20 protein-coding genes are annotated in these 22,821 nt (G+C 55.4%); 18 read left to right on the top strand and 2 right to left on the bottom strand.

Annotated features, from left to right (window positions below; translation table 11 throughout):
• Position 1: 1 nt before the first annotated feature.
• The 11 genes from HAV38_RS15420 to HAV38_RS15470 all read left to right on the top strand — a co-directional run bounded on the left by HAV38_RS15420 (position 2) and on the right by HAV38_RS15470 (position 11,538).
• Positions 2 to 799 (top strand): cobalamin biosynthesis protein, encoded by a 798-nt coding sequence (locus HAV38_RS15420; RefSeq protein WP_168056473.1) that lies wholly within the window; start codon positions 2 to 4, stop codon positions 797 to 799.
• Positions 796 to 2,400 (top strand): precorrin-3B C(17)-methyltransferase, encoded by a 1,605-nt coding sequence (gene cobJ / locus HAV38_RS15425; protein ID WP_168056262.1) that lies wholly within the window; start codon positions 796 to 798, stop codon positions 2,398 to 2,400. The genes HAV38_RS15420 and cobJ overlap by 4 nt, the downstream gene beginning before the upstream one ends.
• A 60-nt stretch (positions 2,401 to 2,460) precedes the next feature.
• The gene (locus HAV38_RS15430) at positions 2,461 to 3,615 is read left to right on the top strand and encodes a CobW family GTP-binding protein (RefSeq protein WP_168056263.1); all 1,155 of its coding nucleotides are present in this window, start codon (positions 2,461 to 2,463) and stop codon (positions 3,613 to 3,615) included.
• 50 nt (positions 3,616 to 3,665) lie between these two features.
• Positions 3,666 to 4,268, top strand: a complete 603-nt coding sequence (gene cobO / locus HAV38_RS15435; RefSeq protein WP_168056264.1) for a cob(I)yrinic acid a,c-diamide adenosyltransferase — start codon at positions 3,666 to 3,668, stop codon at positions 4,266 to 4,268.
• A 2-nt stretch (positions 4,269 to 4,270) separates the two neighbouring features.
• Positions 4,271 to 5,629, top strand: a complete 1,359-nt coding sequence (locus HAV38_RS15440) for a cobyrinic acid a,c-diamide synthase CobB (protein WP_168056474.1) — start codon at positions 4,271 to 4,273, stop codon at positions 5,627 to 5,629.
• A gap of 7 nt (positions 5,630 to 5,636) precedes the next feature.
• Positions 5,637 to 6,287, top strand: coding sequence for a 5,6-dimethylbenzimidazole synthase (gene bluB, locus HAV38_RS15445; protein ID WP_168056265.1), 651 nt, complete (start codon positions 5,637 to 5,639; stop codon positions 6,285 to 6,287).
• Positions 6,280 to 6,900 (top strand): bifunctional adenosylcobinamide kinase/adenosylcobinamide-phosphate guanylyltransferase, encoded by a 621-nt coding sequence (gene cobU / locus HAV38_RS15450; protein ID WP_168056266.1) that lies wholly within the window; start codon positions 6,280 to 6,282, stop codon positions 6,898 to 6,900. Before bluB ends, cobU begins: the two co-directional genes overlap by 8 nt.
• Complete coding sequence (cbiB, locus tag HAV38_RS15455; protein WP_168056267.1) at positions 6,894 to 7,871, top strand: adenosylcobinamide-phosphate synthase CbiB; 978 nt, start codon at positions 6,894 to 6,896, stop codon at positions 7,869 to 7,871. The genes cobU and cbiB overlap by 7 nt, the downstream gene beginning before the upstream one ends.
• A gap of 15 nt (positions 7,872 to 7,886) precedes the next feature.
• Positions 7,887 to 8,906, top strand: coding sequence for a threonine-phosphate decarboxylase CobD (gene cobD, locus HAV38_RS15460; RefSeq protein WP_168056268.1), 1,020 nt, complete (start codon positions 7,887 to 7,889; stop codon positions 8,904 to 8,906).
• Between the two features lie 24 nt (positions 8,907 to 8,930).
• A complete protein-coding gene (locus tag HAV38_RS15465) occupies positions 8,931 to 10,406 on the top strand; it encodes a cobyric acid synthase (protein ID WP_168056269.1) in 1,476 nt (491 codons plus the stop codon).
• Positions 10,407 to 10,476: 70 nt separating this feature from the next.
• Positions 10,477 to 11,538 carry a HoxN/HupN/NixA family nickel/cobalt transporter gene (locus HAV38_RS15470; RefSeq protein WP_168056270.1) on the top strand — a complete coding sequence of 354 codons (1,062 nt, stop codon included), beginning with the start codon at positions 10,477 to 10,479 and terminating at the stop codon, positions 11,536 to 11,538.
• 138 nt (positions 11,539 to 11,676) lie between these two features.
• Here the strand turns inward: HAV38_RS15470 and HAV38_RS15475 are convergent, their stop codons facing one another.
• Positions 11,677 to 12,792 (bottom strand): hypothetical protein, encoded by a 1,116-nt coding sequence (locus HAV38_RS15475; RefSeq protein WP_168056271.1) that lies wholly within the window; start codon positions 12,790 to 12,792, stop codon positions 11,677 to 11,679.
• Between the two features lie 585 nt (positions 12,793 to 13,377).
• On the opposite strand from HAV38_RS15475, the gene HAV38_RS15480 reads away from it, so the two are divergent.
• Together HAV38_RS15480 and HAV38_RS15485 are read left to right on the top strand one after the other, a co-directional pair.
• On the top strand, positions 13,378 to 14,607 hold the full coding sequence (locus HAV38_RS15480) for an ABC transporter substrate-binding protein (RefSeq protein WP_168056272.1): 1,230 nt from the start codon (positions 13,378 to 13,380) through the stop codon (positions 14,605 to 14,607).
• Between the two features lie 215 nt (positions 14,608 to 14,822).
• A complete protein-coding gene (locus HAV38_RS15485; RefSeq protein ID WP_168056273.1) occupies positions 14,823 to 15,560 on the top strand; it encodes a DUF4286 family protein in 738 nt (245 codons plus the stop codon).
• 75 nt (positions 15,561 to 15,635) lie between these two features.
• On the opposite strand, the gene HAV38_RS15490 is transcribed toward HAV38_RS15485, so the two are convergent.
• Positions 15,636 to 17,300: a sigma-54 interaction domain-containing protein gene (locus tag HAV38_RS15490; RefSeq protein ID WP_168056274.1), complete on the bottom strand. Its 1,665-nt coding sequence runs from the start codon at positions 17,298 to 17,300 to the stop codon at positions 15,636 to 15,638.
• 245 nt (positions 17,301 to 17,545) lie between these two features.
• Here HAV38_RS15490 and HAV38_RS15495 point away from each other — a divergent pair, with 245 nt between their 5' ends.
• Genes HAV38_RS15495 through HAV38_RS15515 form a run of 5 tightly spaced genes read left to right on the top strand, consistent with a single transcriptional unit; the run spans position 17,546 to position 22,821 of the window.
• A complete protein-coding gene (locus tag HAV38_RS15495; protein WP_168056275.1) occupies positions 17,546 to 18,778 on the top strand; it encodes a CaiB/BaiF CoA transferase family protein in 1,233 nt (410 codons plus the stop codon).
• Between the two features lie 50 nt (positions 18,779 to 18,828).
• On the top strand, positions 18,829 to 19,614 hold the full coding sequence (locus HAV38_RS15500; protein WP_168056276.1) for an enoyl-CoA hydratase-related protein: 786 nt from the start codon (positions 18,829 to 18,831) through the stop codon (positions 19,612 to 19,614).
• 14 nt (positions 19,615 to 19,628) lie between these two features.
• Positions 19,629 to 21,293, top strand: a complete 1,665-nt coding sequence (locus tag HAV38_RS15505; RefSeq protein WP_168056277.1) for a class I adenylate-forming enzyme family protein — start codon at positions 19,629 to 19,631, stop codon at positions 21,291 to 21,293.
• A gap of 14 nt (positions 21,294 to 21,307) precedes the next feature.
• Positions 21,308 to 22,075, top strand: a complete 768-nt coding sequence (locus HAV38_RS15510; protein WP_168056278.1) for an enoyl-CoA hydratase/isomerase family protein — start codon at positions 21,308 to 21,310, stop codon at positions 22,073 to 22,075.
• Between the two features lie 2 nt (positions 22,076 to 22,077).
• The gene (locus HAV38_RS15515; protein WP_168056279.1) at positions 22,078 to 22,821 is read left to right on the top strand and encodes an SDR family NAD(P)-dependent oxidoreductase; all 744 of its coding nucleotides are present in this window, start codon (positions 22,078 to 22,080) and stop codon (positions 22,819 to 22,821) included.

Here is a 22,821-nt window from a genome sequence, read left to right on the forward strand (position 1 = left end):
TATCGACGACACATCTCTGGGCATCTGGCTGGTACGTGCAGAAGCCGAGCCACTGGCCACGCAATTGCAAACGCATCTGGGTGGGACATGTTATCGGCCATGGCAAATGGCGTCGACGGCGAATGGCAGTCAAAGGATCGCTTTTGGCGCGCAATTTCATCAGCATCGCCAATGGCTGCTATTGGGTGCGACCGGTATCGCTGTCCGCTTTCTGGAGGGTTTGCCGCAAGACAAGTTGAGTGATCCTGCAGTGGTTGTCGTGGATGAGGCTGGCCGGTTCGCGATATCGTTATTAGCCGGACATGAGGGCGGTGCCAATCTGCTGGCATATCGCGTTGCCGCCGCGATTGGTGCCGTACCGGTCATCACTACGGCGACCGAGGCCATCAAACCGTTGGTGGTGGGCATCGGCTGTCGCAAAGGTGTCAGTAAAGACCAGATCGCGGCTGCGGTGCAGGCGGCACTTGGTGAGCGCAGTCTGGCAGAGGTAAGAGAGGTCGCGACCATTGATCTCAAGGCCAATGAACCCGGCTTGCTAACCTTTTGCCTGCAACATGAGTTGCCATTACGCGTGCTTTCTCACGCGACCGTCGCGGCCCGCGCCTGGGTGTCGCAGCCATCCGCATGGGTGCAGCAGAACGTCGCGCTGGACGGCGTGTGCGAGCCATGCGCACTGATCGCCTCGCCACGCGGCGCATTGATCGTGCCCAAAACAGCTCTTAATGGCGTTGCGGTGGCGGTCGTAGAGGACCAATTATTCACTTTAAAATCTGCGATTGTGCAGGAGCAAAAATTATGACGGGTGTTTTAAATTTAGTATCGGTCGGTCCGGGTTTTGCGGACTTGATCATTCCACGTGCAGAAAACGCATTGCGTGAAAGCAGCGTAATCGTCGCCTACGAGTTGTACCTGCGCTGGATTGGCCCCTGGATAGTTGGCAAAGAAATCCACACGCCGCCGCTGACGCAAGAGCGCGAGCGGGCCTTATTGGCAATCGAAAAAGCCCGGGCGGGTGCCACCGTGGCGCTTATTTCCAGCGGCGATATTGGCATCTATGCGATGGCCGCACTGGCTTATGATGAAATCCGCGAAGACGACACGTTTACCGTTAACGTCATTCCCGGGGTTACGTCAGCCAATGCCTGCGCGTCGCTGCTGGGCTCACCGCTATCGCATGATTTTGCGACGCTGAGTTTGTCGGATTTGTTATGTCCATGGGATTGGATAGAGCAGCGCGCTCGCCACATTGCGCAGGCCGATCTTGCCTGCGTGCTGTACAACGTCCAAAGTGCAGGGCGGCAAGAAGGGGTTTATCGCATCCTTAACTTGATGCTCGAATCCAAGGCGCCGGGGACATTGTGCGGGGTGGTTAAAAATGCCTATCGACCCGGTCAGGAAGTCGCCATTTATTCTCTGCAGGATTTGTTGACACTCAAGTTCGACATGCTGACCACGATTGTCATCGGTAATCGCTTTACGCAGCGCAAACGCGACCAGATATTTACGCCTCGCGGCTATAACGAATGGCGCGCACCGGAGACGGAAACGCCGACCTCGGCAGACGATGCTGCGCCGTTTCCAACGGCTGCGACGTGGGTATTTTCGGGTACCAGCGACGGCAACGCCTTGGCGCGCTCGCTGGCAACAGAGGGCAATCCGGTCGTTGTTTCCGCCGCCACTGAATACGGTGGCGAGGTCGCGTTGCAAGACTGTCCCGGCGTGACCGTCTGGGCCGGGCGGCAAGGTGTAGAAGCACGGCGGCAAGCGCTGGTAAAAAGTCACGCGCGGGTACTGGTCGATGCCACGCATCCTTACGCCACAATTATCTCCGAGCAGTTGATAGCTTTATCGCAAGAATTGGGTATTCCTTACATTCGCTATGAGCGTCCGAGCGGGTTGGCGAGTGCACACGCCGGGGCAGAGAATGCACTACTCTGCACGAGCATGGCGGAGGCAGCGCAACGCGCAATGGCGATTGGTAAACGGATATTTCTGGCGACCGGCTCCAAGGATCTCGGCAGTTTTTTGCAAGCGCCCGGCGCAGTGCAAACGCAAGCGCAGATGCAAACGCAATGGTTCGCCCGCATCACGCCTGATGCCGAAAACCTGCAGCGCGCCTTCGATCTGGGCTTGCCGCGCAGTCATATTTGCGCGATGCAAGGACCATTTTCACAAGACTTTAATCAGGCCCTGTGGCGCGATTGGAGTATTGATTGCATCGTCACCAAAGATTCTGGCGACGCCGGAGGTTTTCAGGCCAAGGTAGATGCCGCTGCTGCGTTGGGGATTCCACTGCTGGTCGTGCAGCGGCCCCCGGTAGCCTATCCATGCGTGGCGTCAACCTTCGCGTCGGTGCTGGCGCAGATTCAGCATTGGGAGTCAGCATGTGGTTCACAGTAAATGGCACAGTAAGTGGCAGAATATGTCGCAACCGCAAGTCAGCGCCATGAGGATACTCTGATGCAATCACCTATTCCCGTCACAATTGTCACCGGCTTTCTAGGGTCCGGAAAAACCACTTTGCTAAGCGGTTTGGTCAAGCGTCGTCAACGGCGCAGGCTGGCATTGCTGATCAACGAATTCGGTGAAATGGCCATCGACGGTGTATTAATGCGCGACGTTGCCGATGGGGATGATCACATCCGTATTCACGATTTTCCGCATGGCTTGATCGCCTATGGTAACGATGATTCATTCATCCCGGCCATGCTGAAGATCGCCGAACGACGCGCCAACGTTGACCATGTGCTGATCGAGACGTCCGGTCTGGCATTGCCAACCGGGGTGATGGAATTGCTGCAAGGACCGGAACTGGTCGCCACATTTGTGCTGGATGCGACGCTGGCTGTGGTCGACACACCATTGCTGCTAGCCGATGCGTTTGAGCATAGCGCGACAGGTGACACCACAGAATCGGTCAGTAACTCGATTGCCACGGTGTTTGATCAGCAACTGGCATACGCTGATGTGGTAGTGCTGAATAAAATAGATGCGTTGGATGAAAGCGCCTTGCTGGAGGCAGAGTCACGCGTGCGGGCGCGGGCCTCGAATGTGCGATTTCTAGAGCTAGCCTATAACGCGCAACTCGATATTCGTCTTGCCTTAGGTCTGCGGTTGCACCAGGCCAAAGAGCTGGCGCATAACCATACTTACGCACCCGTGGTTCAGATGCCGACGTCGGATAGTGCGCTCTTGCCACATCAAAGCGTGCTGAATGGTCATGCGCATTCGGGCATGGCTGCCCATAGTCACGGTCTTGCCACGCATAAACATTTTCACGAGCAGGATCCGGGCTGGATGTCGTTTACGTTACGCAGCGTTAGCCGGCAATCGGTAGAAAAACTAAAGGCGGCTGTTACGGCAGCATCGCGCTCAGCACCCATCTTGCGTAGCAAAGGTTTTATACGCACTAGCGATTCGCCCAAAGTGTGGTTACTGCAGGGCGTGCGCACCCGCGTCACGATATGTGAAATGGCAGAGGGCAGCGCCGCGCCCTCAACCCAAGCCTCCGTGCAACCGTCCGTGCAATCGGAATTGGTATTTATCGGCTATCACCTGCGCCGCGCCGAAGTGGCAGAGATGTTGTCCAATCTGACCGGTACGATCTGGAAATAATCGGCATGGCATTTTCACGGCAATGGCATTTAAAAAATCAGAGGAATCAAATGAAAACTGACGACGCATCCCATAAGCGCATGACGCAACGCCATAAAGAAGGTTTTGAAAAAAAGAAAGCCGCCGCCCAAAAAGAAAAAGGCTTGTTGATTGTCAATACCGGTACCGGCAAGGGCAAATCGACAGCCGCTTTCGGCATGGGCATGCGCATCCTTGGCCATGGAATGAAGCTAGGCGTGGTCCAGTTTATCAAGGGCGCGCTCGACAGCGCCGAGCGCAATATTCTGGGCGCACATGACCATTGCGATTTCCACGTCGTTGGCCATGGCTACACGTGGGATACCCAGGATCGCAACGCCGACATGCAAACCGCTGCAACCGGTTGGGCGGAAGCGGTACGAATGATAGAGGACCCGTCTTACGATATGGTGATACTGGATGAACTTAATATCGTATTGCGCTATCAATATCTCGACCTCGCAGAGGTGCTAAAGGTTTTTGCGGTCCGGCGCGAGATGTTGCACGTTGTCGTCACGGGCCGTCATGCACCGGATGATTTGATTGAGGCCGCGGATTTAGTGACTGAGTTCCGTCCACTCAAACATCCGTACCAGACGCAAGGAATCAAGGCGCAAAAGGGCGTTGAATTTTAATGATGTCTGACTCTGATACGTCGCCTCTGCAGCCAAGGGTCCCCGCGCTTTTTATTAGCGCCCCCGGGTCCCATCATGGTAAGACAACCGTGACGGCGGCTTTGGCGCGCTACCATGCAGCAAGGGGATTGCGTGTGCGGGTGTTCAAGACCGGCCCTGATTTTCTGGACCCCATGTTATTGGCGCGCGCAGCAGGCGGCACCAGCGGCAATAGCAGCACCAGCCAGCCCGCGTATCAGCTTGACCTCTGGCTCGCTGGCGAAAGCGCCTGCCAGCAGTTGGTGAGCGATGCCGCAGCGGAAGCTGACCTGATCTTGATTGAAGGTGTGATGGGGCTCTTTGATGGACAGCCGAGTAGCGCCGATCTGGCGGTCTTGCTCGGCGTTCCGGTGCTGGCCGTGATTGATGCGACCGGTATGGCCCAGACCTTTGGTGCGCTTGCTTACGGATTGGCACGTTTCCGTCCCGACGTGACTTTTGCAGGCGTGTTAGCCAACGCGGTGGCAAGTCCGCGGCACGCCGAGATGTTGCAGCAAGGCCTGCGTTCCGAGTTAAACATACCGTATTTCGGTGCCATGTTGCGGACACCAGAGTATGCACTGCCGGAGCGGCACCTTGGGCTGGTGCAAGCTGCAGAAGTGCATGATCTTGACGCGCGTATTGATCGTGCGGCGATCGCGATTGGTCAAACCAAACTCGCCCAACTACCGAAAGCTGTCCAGTTTCGGCGGCCTCAGCAAGATGACCGGTTAATGACGTTACCAACGCTGTTGCAGGGCACCCGAGTTGGCGTCGCGCAAGACGCAGCATTCTCATTTCTCTATCCTGTCAATCTCGATTGTCTGCGAGCGATGGGCGCCCAACTGGTTTTCTTTTCACCACTCAACGATCATGCATTACCAGAAGTGGATAGTTTGTATTTGCCAGGCGGTTATCCCGAACTGCATCTGCAAACACTGCAAGATAATCCGTCAATGAAGGCCGCGTTAACGGCGCATCATCGTCACAACAAGCCGATCTACGCAGAGTGCGGCGGGATGTTGTATTTAATGGAATCATTGACCGACGTGGCGGGGCAGCGTGCCAGCATGGCCGGTCTTTTGCCCGGGCACGCCATCATGCAAAAGCGCCTGCAGGGATTGGGATATCAGACCGCACCGATGCCCGGCGGTGCGCTTCGGGCGCATACTTTCCATCATTCGATCATTGATACCGGGATGATCCCAATAGCCAGCGGGGAAAGACTGCACAACACCTCCGCAGGAGAAAAGATATTTCAGCAGAACCGTATCATTGCCAGCTATTTACATTGTTATTTTCCATCCAACCCGGTTGCAGCCGCGCAGCTATTTTTGCCTTAAATTTTCTATGAACCGATTCCATGATGCCGAGATCGCGGCGGTATATAAAGTCATTGCAGAGCGGCGCGATATGCGCCACTTTCTGCCGGACCCGCTTGATGCAGACTTCTTAGCGCGGATATTGCAAGCCGCACATATGGCACCTAGCGTTGGCTTCATGCAGCCGTGGCGCTTTATCCGTATCACCGACGCGGCCTTGCGTGTGCAACTACATGCGCTGGTGGAACAAGAGCGCATCAATACCGCACATGCGCTGGGTGAGCGGGAGGACGCGTTCATGCGGCTGAAGGTTGAAGGTATCCGCGATTGTGGCGAAGTGTTGGTCGTGTCTTTAATGGGGCAGCGTACGCCACACATATTTGGCCGTCGCACACTGCCGGAAATGGATCTTTGTTCAGTCGCCTGTGCGATTCAAAACATGTGGCTGGCGGCGCGGGCTGAAGGCATCGGTATGGGCTGGGTATCGTTGTTCGATCCGTTGGCGCTCAGCAATTTGCTGGGCATTCCGGCTGACGCCAAGCCGATCGCCATTCTCTGTCTTGGTCATGTTGCAGAGTTTTACCCGCGTCCGATGTTGGAAATGGAAGGTTGGGCCAATCGGCAAAATTTGCACAATCTGATATCTGAAAACGTTTGGGAGGATAAAACCAATGCTTAATCACAACAATTCACCTGACTTACCAGAAACACCGAACACCGGGATCGTTCGGACTTTCATCCTGGGCGGTGTCCGTTCCGGCAAAAGCAATTATGCCGAGCAGCTGGCCGAAGCGACCCAACGCGAGGTGATTTATATCGCCACAGCGGCAGCGCAGGGTACCCAAAGCGATATCGAGATGCAGGCACGAATAGCCCTGCACAAGGCCCAGCGCCCGGCACAATGGCACACCGTGGAGCAACCGTTGACGCTGGGCGCAGCCATTGCGGAATGGAGTGCGCCGGAGCGGGTCTTGCTGATCGATTGCTTAACCGTGTGGTGTTCCAACTTATTGTTTTCCGAGAGCATCACGTTTCCTGAGATTGGCAAGATTATCCCGCCCGCGCTTTATGAACAGGAGCGCGCGGCTTTTTTGAAAGCGCTGACCAACGCAAAGGGGGACATCATTCTGGTTTCCAACGAAGTCGGTATGGGCATCGTGCCGCAAGGCGCAGTCTCACGCTGGTTTGTCGATGAGGCCGGTCGCCTCAATCAGGCCGTTGCCGCTATGTGTGAACGTGCAGTATTCATTGCCGCAGGTTTGCCGCTGGTGTTGAAAGGCGCGCAATGCTAAGTGGTCTCGGCATTCTGGCTATTGCATTGCTGACGATTGCCGGTGCGGCGCTCGACATGATGCTGGGCGAGACGCGTCGCTGGCATCCGCTGGTAGGGTTTGGAAGCGTTGCCAGCAGGTTGGAGCGCCGGTTAAATCCGCATTCTTCTGATTCGGTGAAGCAGACGCAGACGCCCCGTCACATGACAATTTTGCGCGGCACGCTAGCGTGGATGCTGGCGGTATTGCCGCCGGTGCTGGCAGTTGTGTTGATATTACAAGTTTTACCGACGATTGCTGCGCTGGCAGTCCACGCAATCCTGCTCTATTTGTGCCTTGGATTACGTAGTTTGCGCGACCATACGGTGCCTATCGCACAGGCACTGGCGGACGGCGAACTGGCGGCGGCCCGAAATCTGACCTCCCGCATCGTCAGCCGCGATACCGACAATGCCAGTCCGGCTGATTTATCCAAGGCCGCCGTAGAGTCTTTGTTAGAGAACGGCAACGATGCTGTGTTCGGTACCTTATTCTGGTTTGCTATCGCTGGTGCCCCCGGCGCGGTGCTGTTCAGGCTGGCAAATACGCTGGATGCGATGTGGGGCTATCGGTCCACCCGCTATAACTTATTCGGACGTGTCGCCGCACGCATTGACGACCTGCTTAACTGGATACCCGCACGTCTCACCGCTGTGTCCTATGCCACGCTGGGGCACACGCAACTGGCGTTCCGATGCTGGCGCACTCAGGCAGCGGCATGGCCGAGTCCTAACGCTGGCCCTGTGATGTCAGCCGGTGCCGGCACACTTGGTTTAGCGCTGGGAGGTGCCGCAACGTATGACGGCGTGTCAGAGATCAGACCGCCTCTCGGCAGTGGCACGGTAGCCACGTTCACCGACATACGCCGCGCATGGCAACTAGTCCTGCGGACGACGCTATTGTGGCTCGCCATTCTGTTGGTCTGGGCAGTTATTTTTACGCAAAAAGGATGATTATGCAGGCAACCTATGCTTGAGCACGGCGGTAATCTGCAGGCGGCGGCGACACGTTTCGGGCAGTCACACGAAGCGTGGTTAGATCTTTCTACCGGCATCAATCCCTGCCCCTATCCGGTCCCCGCGCTGGCAACCGATGTCTGGCATCGGCTGCCCGAACAGCACCCAGGTCTGGTAAAAGCCGCCGCGCAATATTACGGTGCGCCCAATATGCTGCCTGTCGCCGGTACTCAGGCAGCGATTCAAGCGCTACCTTGTTTGCGTCCGGCTTCGCGCGTTGTGGTCGCAGCGCCCGCTTATGCCGAGCATGCGCATTGCTGGACAAGATCCGGGCATGCAGTGCGGGAGGTTGCCTATGCAGAATTAGCAACGGCAGTGGAGGATTGCGACGTGATGGTAATTTGCAATCCTAATAATCCGACCGGCGCAACGGTCGCCCCGGCGTTATTGCTGGATTGGGCTGGTCAACTAGCCGCACGCGGTGGCTGGTTGGTCGTGGATGAAGCTTTCGCCGATACCACCCCAGCCCTCAGCGTGGCGGCATGGAGCGCGCAAGCGGGCTTGATCGTGCTGCGCTCGGTCGGTAAATTTTTTGGGCTGGCAGGTTTGCGATTGGGCTTTGTTGCAGCTGAAGAAACATTACTGCGTCAATTGGCAGACTATCTGGGACCGTGGTCGGTCAGTGGTCCGGCACAGGCGATTGGATTTTCCGCATTATCGGATACGCAGTGGCAGCGCGATACACGGGTTCGATTGCTGCGTGATGGTGAGCGCCTACACTCGCTGTTATCAAGTGTGAGTATCAATAGCAATGGCAGCGCTTTATATCAATGGTGGGCAGAGGCGGATGCGGAATGCTTGCAGCAGCACATGGCGGAACGGGCACTCTGGGTCAGGTTATTTACGCGTGGTGCCGGCGGCATCCGGTTGGGTTTGCCCGCCGAGGAGTCTGGTTGGCAACGTCTGCAAACAGCGTTGAGCGAATGGCGAGTACGGCACATTACAAAAAGACATGATCAAAATGCAGAATGAATGCTGCCAACAACTGGATGCACAATGACCTTTCCGTATAAAACCTTGATGATTCAAGGCACTACTTCCGATGCGGGTAAGACCACTTTGGTCGCCGCGTTATGCCGTTTATTAGCGCGTCGAGGCGTAAAAGTGGTGCCGTTTAAGCCGCAGAACATGGCGCTCAATAGCGCTGTCACAGTAGATGGCGGTGAAATTGGGCGCGGTCAGGCGTTACAAGCGATGGCAGCGGGTCTGCCCCCGCACACAGACATGAATCCCATTTTGCTTAAGCCCTCCAGCGATATCGGTGCCCAGGTGATTGTGCATGGCCATGTACGCGCCGACATGAACGCACGCGACTATCACCAATATAAAACCACCGCGATGACGGCGGTGCTTGAATCGTATCAGCGCTTGTCAGCCCAATACGATGCGATTATCGTAGAAGGCGCGGGTAGTCCGGCAGAAATTAATCTGCGCGACCGCGATATTGCCAATATGGGCTTTGCCGAGGCGGTCGATTGTCCGGTAGTATTAATTGCCGACATTGACCGTGGCGGCGTCTTCGCACACATCGTCGGTACGCTCGATTGCCTGTCGGACACCGAACGCGCGCGCGTGATCGGTTTCGTCATTAATCGCTTTCGGGGAGATATCAGTTTGTTGCAAGGTGGACTGGACTGGCTGGAGGCGCGGACCGGCAAACCGGTCCTGGCGGTATTGCCCTATCTACATGGCCTGTCGCTGGATGCAGAGGACGCGATTCAGTCGGCGCAAGCGACCAAAGGTAAATTTAAGGTGATCGTGCCGTTATTACCGCGCATCAGTAATCACACGGATTTTGACGCGCTGCGGGCGCACCCTGCGGTAGATTTGCAATTTATTGCCTTTGGCCAGCCGATTCCTGCTGCAGATTTGATTATTCTGCCCGGCAGCAAAAATACGCGGGGCGATCTGGCATGGTTGAAGGAGCAAGGTTGGCCGGATGCGCTGAATCGCCATCTGCGTTATGGCGGCAAGATCATCGGGATTTGTGGCGGTTTTCAGATGTTAGGCAAAAGCGTGATCGATGCCCATGGGATTGAGGGCGTTGCTGGCGTGACCGAAGGATTGGGATTGCTGGACCTGGATACACAAATGGCACCCGACAAACACTTGAAGCAAGTGACCGGTCGCTGCGCATTTGCCGATGCTAGCGTGGATGGGTACGAGATTCATATGGGCATCTCCTACGGCGCAGCACTGTCAAAGCCTGCATTTTTTATTCAACAAGCGATTGAAACCATAGCGTTGGAAAGCAACGCCATTGCAGAAGGCGCACGTTCTGCCGACGACCATATTCTGGGAACCTATCTGCATGGCATCTTTGATAACCCGGCGGCTTTACGCGCCTTGTTAGCATGGTCGGGCCTGGCAAATGCGGTACCTCTGGATTTGATGGCGCTGCGCGAAGCAAGTATCGACCGTATTGCTGACGCAACCTTGCCATTGCTACAGGCATTAGAAAACCTTCGTTAGCATCGACGGCCGATACCGGCTTATAGCATCAATAGTTTTCGATAAATAATCAAGCACCAAGAAAAACCATATGTTGAATATTTTCAAGGCAGTATATAGCAAGCTCGACCATAATTTACGCAGAAAAATAGTCGGCATCTACGGCTTTCTTCTGGCGTTCAATATTCTTGCGTGGGCATGGGCAATTGTCGCTTTTGACGGTCATCCTATTTTGCTCGGTACAGCGTTTCTCGCGTACAGTCTGGGACTACGCCATGCCGTAGATGCCGATCATATTGCAGCCATCGATAACGTTACGCGCAAGCTGATGCAAGATGGCCAGCAACCGGTCGCTGTAGGCTTCTTTTTTTCGTTGGGGCACTCCACTGTCGTGTTGCTGGCGTCCGTGGTAATCGCCGCCACCGCATCGGCGCTGACCGGACAGCTGGAGCAATTCAAAGTCATCGGCAGTATTGTGGGTACGTTGATATCCGCTTTTTTTCTGATCATTATCGGCATCATCAACCTGATGGTATTTCGCTCGATTTACAAAGCATTCCAGCACATCCGTAAAGGCGGCGAATTCATCCCTGAAGACTTCGATTTATTATTGAATAGCAGAGGATTGCTGGCAAGATTGTTCCGTCCAATGTTCGCCATGATTTCGCGCAGCTGGCATATGTATCCGTTAGGTTTCCTGTTTGGCCTTGGGTTTGATACCGCCACAGAAGTGGGTTTGCTGGGCATCGCGGCGACGCAGGCAACTAACGGTATCCCGATCTGGTCCATTTTAGTTTTCCCTGTATTGTTTGCCGCTGGCATGTCATTGGTCGATACACTGGACGGCACGCTGATGCTTGGCATCTATGGATGGGCATTCGTGAAACCAATCAGAAAGCTGTACTACAACATGACCATCACGCTGGTTTCCGTGATTGTGGCGTTAGCGATTGGGACTCTGGAAGTGCTCGGCCTGGTAGGCGAAAAAATGGCATTTGGAGGAAAATTTTGGGGCGTCATCAATACGCTGACGGGTAACTTTGGTAATCTGGGCTACGCGATTATTATTTTTTTCATTGGCAGCTGGATCGCCTCCATGGCGTTCTATCGGTGGCGCGGTTTCGATAACCTTGAACCTAAACAGCCATCCTGAATATGGTCAGTACAATAAAAATATTTTCCGATTCTTGACATAAAAAGTCTTTCTCAAACGGTGATACTACGATCAATTCATAGTGAAACCGAATGAGAAAGAAATAGTGCGGCGGCAAGGACTCCGCACCGTGATCTCTTATTTCTTAGCAGTGGCTTTGGGAGATAACTGGGGATTAATTGTAACCAAATGCGCTGCTTTGACGTTCTCATCGTCAACGTCGGACGCGCTAACGAAAGCGGAATAAGGAACGCGCTGTCCGGCTGGCATCGTGAACTTAAGCTCAGGTAGATCAAGCAGTTGGCCCTTCGGTGGATTCATACTTCCTGGGATTGCGAGAGGATCGGCGAGCCAATAGTACTGCACTGGCGTCGGCGAGTGCGGCTGGTATTTGTTGCCGTGCGTTATTTTGACTTCAACGGATCCATCCGGTTGCAATGTTTGTGTTGAGTCAAACGTCAGACCCTTAACCCATTCCTGTGTTGATCCTTGTGGTGTTACCGTCAGCGAACGGGTAATGATAATGGAACCGTTGTCCCGCGCATCACTAGCGAGCACATAAACTTTATAGTTTTTTTGTTGCGAGGCTGGGATTGTGAAGTGCGCCTCCGGAATATCTGTTTTTTGGTTAGTGCTGACATTGTTATCTGTCGCAACCCACCAGCTATATTTCACAGGAGCAGGCGATGCCGATTTTTCTTCATTTCCAGCTTTTATCGTCAACTCCACCGAGCCATCAAACCCCTTCTTTTGCACCGTATCCACGGTCAGACCATTCAAATACGCCTGCGTCGATCCAACCGGCGTAATCGTTACGTTAATTATCCGCATTAGTGGACTGGCGTCGCCGTTAAGGACAGTCGCTATCAAAGTCGCGTCATAGTTGCGGTCCTTTTCCGCAGGCATATTAAACGCCATGCCTGCAGTCTTACTCAGATCGGGATTTTCGACTACCGCGTTTTGCGGAACGAACCAGCGGAACCTCAGCGGCACTGGTGAAGCAGACATGGTATTCACTGCCTCGGCCAGAACCTCTGTTCCGCCATTCGCCATGGCCTTTTGCGTTACTTCAACCGTAAGACCGTCCAGATAATTTTGTTCGTTGGAGGTAGCTTTAATTGCCTTGATCTGACCTCGCGCATCGCGGGCAACGTCAACAGCTAGCACCGATTGCGTGGCACCGAAAGTTGCCAACGCAATCATCAGAGGAAGAATTTTTTTTAGTAATTTTTTGTTTTGAATGGGGTTTTGCATGACGCGCCTTTAAATATTCAACAAATGGAAAGGGCGCAGTCTATATAAAATAAAATCAAAAGGGAAATGCCACCATGTCGCGACAATTTCAATAAAAAAAGCGTACTTTCATTCTCACTGGGCGCGAAATAACGCATAAAAAAACAGGTGGTCCAAGATAAGTCTGTAGTAAAAATAGATATTTCTGTAGGCGTATGGGCGCCTCAATGATGATCCATGACAACCTTCGCAATTGAGCGTGTGGCAACAAATATATTACGCAATCTGCCTTATCGGCTGCCGCCGGTTTTAACTGCACATTAGGCGGCAAGAAGTGTCGTCCTTGCAGACACTTGGTAGGGGAATATGTGTCTGCGACATAAACACGAAAAGTTGTACCACCCCACAAAGACCCTAGTGAACGAGGCTTCGGCAGATGGAACGGTATTTGCTACTACCGCTGCAAGCACCTGCCTCCATCATGGCGGTGTTGCACTATCCAAAGATTGCAGGAGACGTTGCGGACAAAGCATCGCCCACGAGGAAGCACAGCAGGCTGCGCCATCCGCGCTGGCTGCACACTAATAACAACACGGAGACGACATCATGAAGCAAGCCGTACATATCGCACTGACCGCACTGACCGCATTGGTAACGGGAGCCGCCACCCTTGCATCGGGGCAGGTTGCAGCACAAATTTCCGATGACGTCGTGAAAATCGGCGTCATTGTGGACAAGAGCGGCATCTATTCCGCCAATGGCGGTCCGGGCGGCGTCAGGGCCGTCGAAATGGCGGTCAAGGACTTTGGTGGCAAGGTCAATGGTAAGAAGATCGAGGTGGTGTCTGCCGACTATCAGAATAAGGTTGACATCGCCCTGTCCAAGGCCCGCGAGTGGATCGATGTCGACAAGGTCGACATGATTATTGAATCCACCGACTCGGCGGCTTCTCTCGCGATGCAGAAGCTGGGCGCAGAAAAGAAGCGCATGATTATCTTCGCCGGATCGGCCAGTACCGCGCTGACTAACAAGGAGTGCTCTCCTTACGGTATCCATTATGTGTATGACACCTATGCGCTGGCAACTGGCACCGCCCGTGCCATCATGCAGGAGGGAGGCGACTCCTGGTATTTCATCACCGCGGATTACGCCTTTGGCACTTCGCTGGAAAAGGATACTACCCGGGTCGTGCAGCAAATGAACGGCAAGGTCTTGGGCACGATCAGGCATCCGCTGTCCGCGTCTGACTTCTCCTCATTTTTGCTGCAGGCACAGGCCTCCAAGGCCAAAGTGATCGGCTTGGCTGATGCCGGCAAGGACACACAGAACGCAGTGCGCCAGGCAGCCGAGTTCGGCATTGTTAGCAGTGGACAGAAGCTGGCGACGCTGCTGATGTTCGATACCGACATCAAGGGCCTCGGCCTGAAAGCGGCGCAGGGACTGCTGTTTACCACCGGTTTTTACTGGGACTACAACGACGAAACTCGTAAATGGTCAAACCGCTTCTATGCAGTGCATAAGGCGATGCCTACTATGATTCAGGCTGGTATGTACTCCGCCACCATGCATTACCTGCAATCTGTCCAGGCCACCGGCACCGACAACAGCGAGGCTGTGATGAAGAAGATGAAAGAGACTGAAATCAATGACTTCTTCGCGAAGGGTGGCCGTATCAGGGAAGACGGACGCATGATCCACGACATGTACCTCGCTGAAGTCAAGAAGCCCAGCGAGTCTAAGGGAGAGTGGGACTTGATGAAGATCAAGCGGGTCATTGCGCGTGATGAGGCCTTTCAACCCTTGTCGGAAAGTACCTGTCCGTTGGTCAAGAAGTAAACAGCACGGCGGAGGCACGTGATGCCTCTGTCGCATTCTTTTCAACATACAGTCCCATGCGCTTAAACGAAATGGCATCATCATCTGGCAATGAGAAGCGCAGAAATTGGTTATGCTAGCGCAGGCAGCGGGCATAACCGCTGTCGAAATTGAAAAAATCCGGTGTGAGCTTGAATGAGGCGCGCTGGCGGAGCGTACGTCAACGGAGGGAATGCATGGGCACAATCGAAGCAGAAGCTGACAAATTACAGGCCAAAGCACCTTCGCTCCCCCAGCCCGGCGTGCTGCTGGCCATGAATGACGTCCCGAAAGGGACCGACGAGGAATTCACTCGCTGGTATCACCAGGAGCATCTGACCGAACGGCTCGCGCTGCCAGGCTTCATGCGAGCCCGGCGCTACCGTTCTGTGGACGGGCAGCCCAATTACATGGCCGTCTACGACTGCGACACGGTCGAAACATTGGCGTCGAGGCCTTACCTTCAGCAGCTTGCCCACCCCACGGCCTGGACCCAGGAGATCATGCCGCGTTTCCTCAATATGCAGCGATCCGCCTGCAGAGAAACCTGGACAATAGGCGAGGGCACCGGCGGCGCAGCTATCGTCGCCCACTGCAAGCCCATCCACGGAAGGGAAGAAGGTGCTCGCCGTTTCATCCGCGAAGAACTTGGGCCGTATTTGATGGAGAACGCCTGCATCGTCCGCATCGCCTTATGGGAAACAAATAATGCTGTGACTAATGTGGCAAGCATGGAGCGCGACTTGCGACCAGGAAACGATACGGTCGCCGACTGGGTGTTGTTCATTGAATGCACCGACCTTGGTCAAGTCGCGTTGGCACTCCATACGCATGTGCTGACGGGAGAGGGCGCGCGTACTGGTCTGTTGCTGGGCTCGTGGAAGCGTTACGATCTGATTTACGAGCGCCATGCGGCGGGTGCTTTCCGGAAGTAGAAATGCGCTCAATGTCAGCAAACTTGCCGCCGACATTGCGCCTCGCCAAGGTGGGCGGCTTGCGCTTGCAAGCGCTCAGGCAGGCCCCGGGCCTTTCTCCGGGAGTTTTTTGTAGAGGTAGGCGCGCGAGATGCCGAGTTCCTCCGCGACCCTCTTCTTGTTTCCGTTGTACTTGATCATCGCGTCTCGAATCATCGATTTTTCCATTTCGTGGATCGCGTCCTGAATCTTGCCGGATGTAGACGCCCGTGCGCTGGCTTCATGGGGCGACGCCGGGACGTAGCGTTCGCCAGAATCCTGTTGCATCAGGCGGAAGCTGTTGAGCGTAATCTCCGGACCATCGCTGAAGATGGCCGCCTTCTCCACCTCATGCAATAACTGGCGCACATTTCCTAGCCACGGAAATTCCTTGAGATAACTATACACGCGAGAATCGACCCCCTTAACCGGTGTGCGATGGCGATCAGCAAACGCGACGAGGAAGCTTTGCACAAGTTCGGGAATGTCTTCCTGCCGCTCACGCAGGCTGGGCATCCGGATCGTGACGCCGCTGATGCGGTAGTACAGGTCGAGGCGAAACTCACCGTTGGCGATCATTTCCTGAAAGTTGCGGTTAGTAGCGCTAATAAGACGAAAGTCGGAGTGGCGCGGACGGTCACCGCCTACGCGCTCGAAGATGCCATCTTGCAGCACGCGTAGCAGCTTCACTTGTACTTCGGCCGGCATGTCTCCGATTTCATCGAAAAACAGCGAGCTTCGGTCGGCTAGCTCGAATTTGCCTTTGCGACCTTTGCGCTCGGCGCCGGTAAAGGCACCGCCTTCATAGCCGAACAGTTCGCTCTCTACCAACGAGGCTGGCAGAGCCGCGGCATTGACAAAGACCATGGCGTTTTCGCTGCGCTCGCTCAATGCATGAATGGCGTGCGCTGCCAGCTCCTTGCCTGTCCCGCTTTCACCAATGATCAGCACCTGCACCGACAGCGGTGCGACCTTGGCGATATCGGCCTTGAGTTGACGGATTGCGTCACTGTTGCCTATCATTTTGTCCAGGCCGAAGGTGCTGCGCTTGAGACCGGAGAGTTCCTTCCGGTAGAACTCGACCTCCGAGCGCAGCTTGACTACTTCCTTACTGAGTTCGACCACTGTTTCCGGGCCCTTAAACATCACGCGTCCCAGCGCTCCGAGCGTTTTGCCGTTTTCAATCAACGGCGTGCGCGCCACTACGCGCGTGACGCCGCCCATCTCCTGCAGCTTGCCGATCTCGGCCTTGCCAGTAAGCACTACCTGATGCAGGTTAGTGTTCTCGATGACATCGGTTACCTTCTTGCCAATGGCTTCGCCATGCTGGATGCCGAAGAACCGTTCATGTACCGGCGGAATATATCGAATACGTGCCTGGTCATCGACCACTACCACCGACTCGTAAGGATTGTTCAGGAAATGGTCGAATACAGCGTGCGCGAAGTCGACACTGGCGACGAAATCGAACAAGGTAGACTTGCTGGCCGCGTTCTGAATGAAGAACATGGTGGCGTCCTCGCCAGCACGGAAGGTCGCAATCAGCTTCGGGGCACCCTCTAGCGCCATCATACCGCGCCGCCGTTCCTCATTCTGATAGCTTTCAAGGACGCGTGTCTGGATGGCATCGTCGCGCGCAAGGCCGGTTGCACATATCACCTCGCCTTTGGTATCCAGCATAAGCACGCCAAAGGCGAGCGGGTCGTTGCTATTGGTTTTCATGTTCCTCAGAATGCCTGCCTCGAATACAGAATATGGTGTGATGATTGTCTCCCAAAAATACATTTTATGCGAATGCGTATTGGTTTAACCGGGAGGAATCTATCTGGTGACGCGCCCACTGAAAAGAGTAAGTCTGTGTTTTTACTATAAAAACAGGCAGTTTTCATGCCACCGTCAAATATCCCGACATCCGATGGCACGGACATTGCAAAGCAGAAGTTAACATCATCGAGTGAAAACCATCTATGTTACCCGCCGAACAACTACCACCCGCCCCGAACACCCCGCCGCTGAGCCTGCTCGAAGGCATCCGTGTCCTTGACCTCACTACCTCCATCGCCGGGCCCTATGCATCATTGCTTCTGGCTGATCTCGGTGCGGAAGTGCTGAAGATCGAGCGGCCGGGGTGTGGGGACGATGCCCGTGCGTGGGGGCCACCCTTCCTGGACGGTGAATCCTTATGGTTTCTGAGTGTGAACCGCAACAAGCATAGTGTCACCCTCGACTACGCACAACCGGCCGGGCTCGACGCCCTCCATGCGCTGGTGAAGGTTGCCGATGTCATCATCATCAATCAGGTAGGTCGGAGTCAAAAGAAGCTGGGGATCGATTATGCACGCCTGAAAGAAATCAATCCGCGTTTGGTGCACGTGTCGATTACCGGCTTTGGACTGGGCGGCGCTAAAAGCGACCAGCCCTGCTATGATTTGATCGCCGAGGGCTACAGTGGGGTGATGGACCTGACTGGCGAGTCCTCCGAGCGCGATCCGCAAAAGGTGGGAACGCCTGCGGCGGACCTGCTGTCGGGGACAGACGCCGCAATGGCAGCAATGGCTGCCCTGATTGACCGGAATCGCACAGGAAAAGGGCACGAAATAGATGTCGCGATGGTGGAGAGCATGACACGATTTATGACGCCGAGGATCATTCCCTATCTTGGCTCGGGCGAACTGCCGCGTCGTAGCGGCGGCACTGACAGCGTGATTGCCATCTACCAGACCTTTCATACAGCAGATCATCCAATGACGCTCGGCCTCGGCAACGATGCAATCTGGAAACGCTTCTGCGCAGCAATCGGCCGTAGCGATATGGCCAGCGACGTGCGCTTCGCCGACAATGCCGGTCGCCGCGCCTGCCGCCCTGAGATAGTACAAGCGATTCAGTCCATACTGAGTACGATGCCGCGCGCACACTGGCTCGATCTTTTTACCAAGGCACGCATCCCGTCGGGTCCGATCAATACTCTCGACCAAGTGGTGAAGGACCCGACGCTTACCGAACGGGGTATGTTCTACGCGACCCGCCGAAATGGTGTCGCGGTGCCCCAGGTCGGGCTCGGCATCCGATTCGACGGCAATTCCAACACCCACCGCAAGGATCCCCCTCGCCTGGGTGAAGATACCCGCCAAGCCTTTACTTCATGGCTGGGCTGGGACGACGACGCGATTCAAAAGTTGGACGATGCAGGACTGCTTTGAGCTGCACAACACATCCTAACCCTCTCATACATCCATAGGAGACCTACACCATGACACGTCAATTCGAGACCATCATCTACGCCGAGGATGGCCCCATCGGCACCATCACGCTGAATCGCCCCGACAACGGCAACATGTTCAACGAGACGATGTGCCACGAAATCCGCGACTGCATCAACGACATCCGCCGGGAGACCCGCACGCGCGTCATTGTCATCACCGGCGCCGGCGACCGTTTCTTCTGTATCGGTGGTGAGAAGACCGGCATGGCTGAGACGCATCTCTACCCGGGCGTGCTGCCGGTGCTGGACATGTACGAGGCCATCGACCATCTGCAAAAGCCGGTGATCGCCGCGGTGAACGGATTTGCCGTCGGCGGCGGTAACGTGCTACAGGTGTTGTGTGACATTACCATCGCCAAGGAAAGTGCGGTCTTCCGCCAGGTCGGGCCGATGATGGGAAGTTTCGATGCTGGGTATGGCACGTGGTACCTCGAGGATCTGGTCGGGAAGAAGAAGGCAAAGGAAATATGGTTCTGCAATCCGAAGATCAGTGCGAAGGAAGCACAGGAGATGGGACTCATCAACAAGGTCGTCCCCGACGATCAACTTGCCGCCGCAACGCGCGAGATGGCGCTAGAGATTTCCAACCGCGGCGCCTTCGCGCTGGCTTCAATTAAGGCTGCCTTCGGCGCCCGTCATGGTGGTGTGGGCGGATTATCACGTGTTACGCATGACCTGCTCCTGAGCCTGAACCTTGACACCGAAGAGGCGAAGGAGCTGTCGCAGTCCTTCAAAGAGAAGCGCTCGCCAGACGCCTCTAAGTTCGGTCGCTGAGCAGGAGTTGCTTCATGAATACGATCCTTACCCTACATGATCCGCAGCAAGCGCGCGCTTACTACGCAGCTGGGGTCTGGCAGGACCAGACGCTATACATGCAACTGCAGTCGCATGCGCAAGCGCGCCCTGATGCCTGGGCGGTGCGTGACAGCACCCGTCGCCTGAAATGGGCACAGCTTCTGGAGTGGACCGATGCGGTTGCTGCTGATCTCGCCTCGGCGGGCTTGCGCAAGGGCTCGCGCGTGTCGGTGTGGCTGCCCAACCGGATAGAGTCGGTCATCATTTTCCTTGCTTGTTCACGTAACGGCTACATCTGCAACCCGTCGCTGCACCAGAACTACACCGTGGCAGAGATCGTGCGCCTGATTGAGCGCATCGATTGCGAAGCATTCTTTGGGCAGAAAGGCTATGGGGCAGATGCAAAGCGCGCGGGCGTGGCCGACGAGATCGGCGCAGTCAAGAGCCTGCACCGCACTTATTGGCTAGAGTCTTCACGCGCCAGCGCCGAAGGATTTCCGCGTGCCGACGGCGCCCGCCCGGTTTCGGCTCCTGACAACAATCCCGACAAGGTGGTTTACCTGGCCTTTACTTCAGGCACCACCGGCGTGCCCAAGGCGGTCATGCACAGCGACAATAGCCTTTTGGCGAATGGCCGGGCCATGGTGAAGGACTGGGAGCATGACGACACCACGGTTCTTTTCAGTCTGAGCCCGGTCAGTCACCACATTGCGACGGTGTCAATTGAACAGATGCTGGTTGCCGGACTGGAACTGGTGGTCAATGACTTACCGCAGGGATTAAGTGCCATCGACTGGATGATTGAAACCGGTGCGACCTATGTCATGGGCGTTCCGACGCATGCGATGGACATCCTGGCCGATGCCAGGCGGCGCGGTCTGGAGAAGCTCGGAAAGGTCAAGGTGTTCTACATGGCAGGCGCAGCGATTCCGCGCGAGATTGCCCAAGGCTTCCTCAATCGGGGCATTCTGCCGCAGAACGTCTACGGCATGACCGAGAACGGATCGCACCAGTACACGCTTCCTAATGATATTACCGACACCATCGTTGGCACCTGCGGTCGTTCCTGTTATGGCTATGAAATCAAGCTTTGGAATCAGGAAAATCCAGACATTGAGGTCAAATCAGGCGAGATCGGTGAGATCGGCGGCCGCGGCGGCAACCTGATGCTGGGTTACTTCAACAACCAGTCGGCGACTGAGAAGTCTTTTAATAGGGACGGATGGTTCTTGAGCGGCGACCTTGGCGTCTTCGATGAAAACGGTTGCCTGATCATCATGGGACGCAAGAAGGACCTGATCATTCGCGGCGGCCACAACATCCACCCGTCAATTATTGAAGATCTTGCCATCACGCATCCGATGATACTCAAGGCGGCTGCCTTTGCAGTGGCTGACGACCGGCTTGGCGAAAAAGTTTGCCTGTCGGTAACGTGTACAGAAGGCGCAACGCCACCAATGGGGGAGGAGATCCTGAAGCACTTGTATGACGCCGGACTGTCGAAATTCGACATGCCAGAGTACTACCTTGCGCTCGATGCATTTCCTCAGACCGCCAGTGGAAAAATCCTGAAGCGCGAGCTGGTGGAATCGGTCAAGCTGGGTCGCCTGACCCCGGCCCCGGTGCGTTGGACCGGCGGTAGCGACAAGACCATATAGAAAGAGAACTGATCATGCCAATTACTTTATCTTATCGCGACGAGTTTGCGATCCTTACCATCGACCGTCAGGACGCGCTCAATGCGCTGAGCTTCTCGCTGATTGGTGATATCAACCGCTGCTTCGATGAAGTAGAAAAATCGAAGGTGCGAGCATTATTTATCACTGGTGCCGGACCGAAGGCCTTTTGTGCCGGTGCAGATATTGCCGAGCTGACCAACCGGAACCTGGAAGCGCAGAAGCGCGGCGCGGAGTTTGGTCAGCAGGTATTCGCTCGGCTCGACACGCTGCCCATGCCTTCGGTGGCCATCCTTAACGGCTATGCCTTCGGCGGTGGACTGGAACTGGCGCTGGCCTGCACGTTTCGCATTGCCATGGCCAATGCCAAGGTTGGCCTGCCAGAAATTAAGCTGGGCCTCATCCCGGGTTACGGCGGCACTCAGCGCCTGCCGCGGATCGTCGGCGAAGCCCGCGCGCTGGAAATGATCATGACTGGCCGTACCGTCGCCGCCGACGAGGCGCTGCGCATTGGCCTCGTGAATCGCCTGGTGGAAGGCGACGCGATTGAAGCCGGCATCGCGTTTGCACGAGAATTCAGCGGCTACGGCATGGTGGCGTTGCGCCTGGCACGCGGGGCAGTGCAACGCGCACTGCAAACTTCCCTTGCCGAAGGACTCAAAGTTGAGGCCGATTTGTCCACGCTTGCCTTTCAGACGACGGATGCCAAAGAAGGCATGGCATCCTTTCTGGAGAAACGTAAGCCTCAATTCAAGGATTGCTGACCATGTCTGAAAAAGGAACCATTATTGTTACCGGCGGAAGCCGCGGTATCGGTGCGTCCATTGCCGTAACGCTGGCTGAGCTCGGCTATTCCGTCGCCTGCCTGTCACGCCGTGGGGAGTTGCCAGCCGTTCAAGGTGCGAGTGCGGAAGCGTTTTCCCGCTGCCACGGCTTTACCTGCGATGTCACGAGCAGCGACAGCCTGCGCGACGCGTTTGCCGGAGCCGCAAAATTGGGTGGGCCGATCGTCGGTTTAGTGAACAACGCCGGCATTCACCTCGAAGGACCAAGCAGCAACTTCTCTCGCGACGACTATGAGACAGTATTTTCCACCAACACCACGTCGGTATTCATGAGCTGCCAGCACATCTATCCACACATGGCAGATTCCGGTGGACTGATTATCAACATCGGATCCTTCTTCGATAAGATGGGTGTCAAGCGTAACCTTGCTTACTGCGCGTCCAAGGCTGCGGTTGGGGCTATCACTCGCTGCCTGGCAGTGGAGTGGGCAGGCAAGGGCATCCGGGTGATTGACGTTGCGCCGGGTTACATCACCACCGATTTGAACAAGGACGTGATGTTGGCAGGACCCTTGCGTGAATATTTGGAGAAACGGATTCCTGGTCGCACGCCGGGTACTGCGGAAGACGTGGCGAAACTGGTCAAGGCACTTTTCATTGTAGATTCGCCGTTCCTGTCAGGCGAAACCATCTATATCGACGGCGCGCAGGGCATCGCCCACTAA

The organism is Glaciimonas immobilis (genome assembly GCF_011947285.1).
Lineage (GTDB): Bacteria > Pseudomonadota > Gammaproteobacteria > Burkholderiales > Burkholderiaceae_D > Glaciimonas > Glaciimonas immobilis.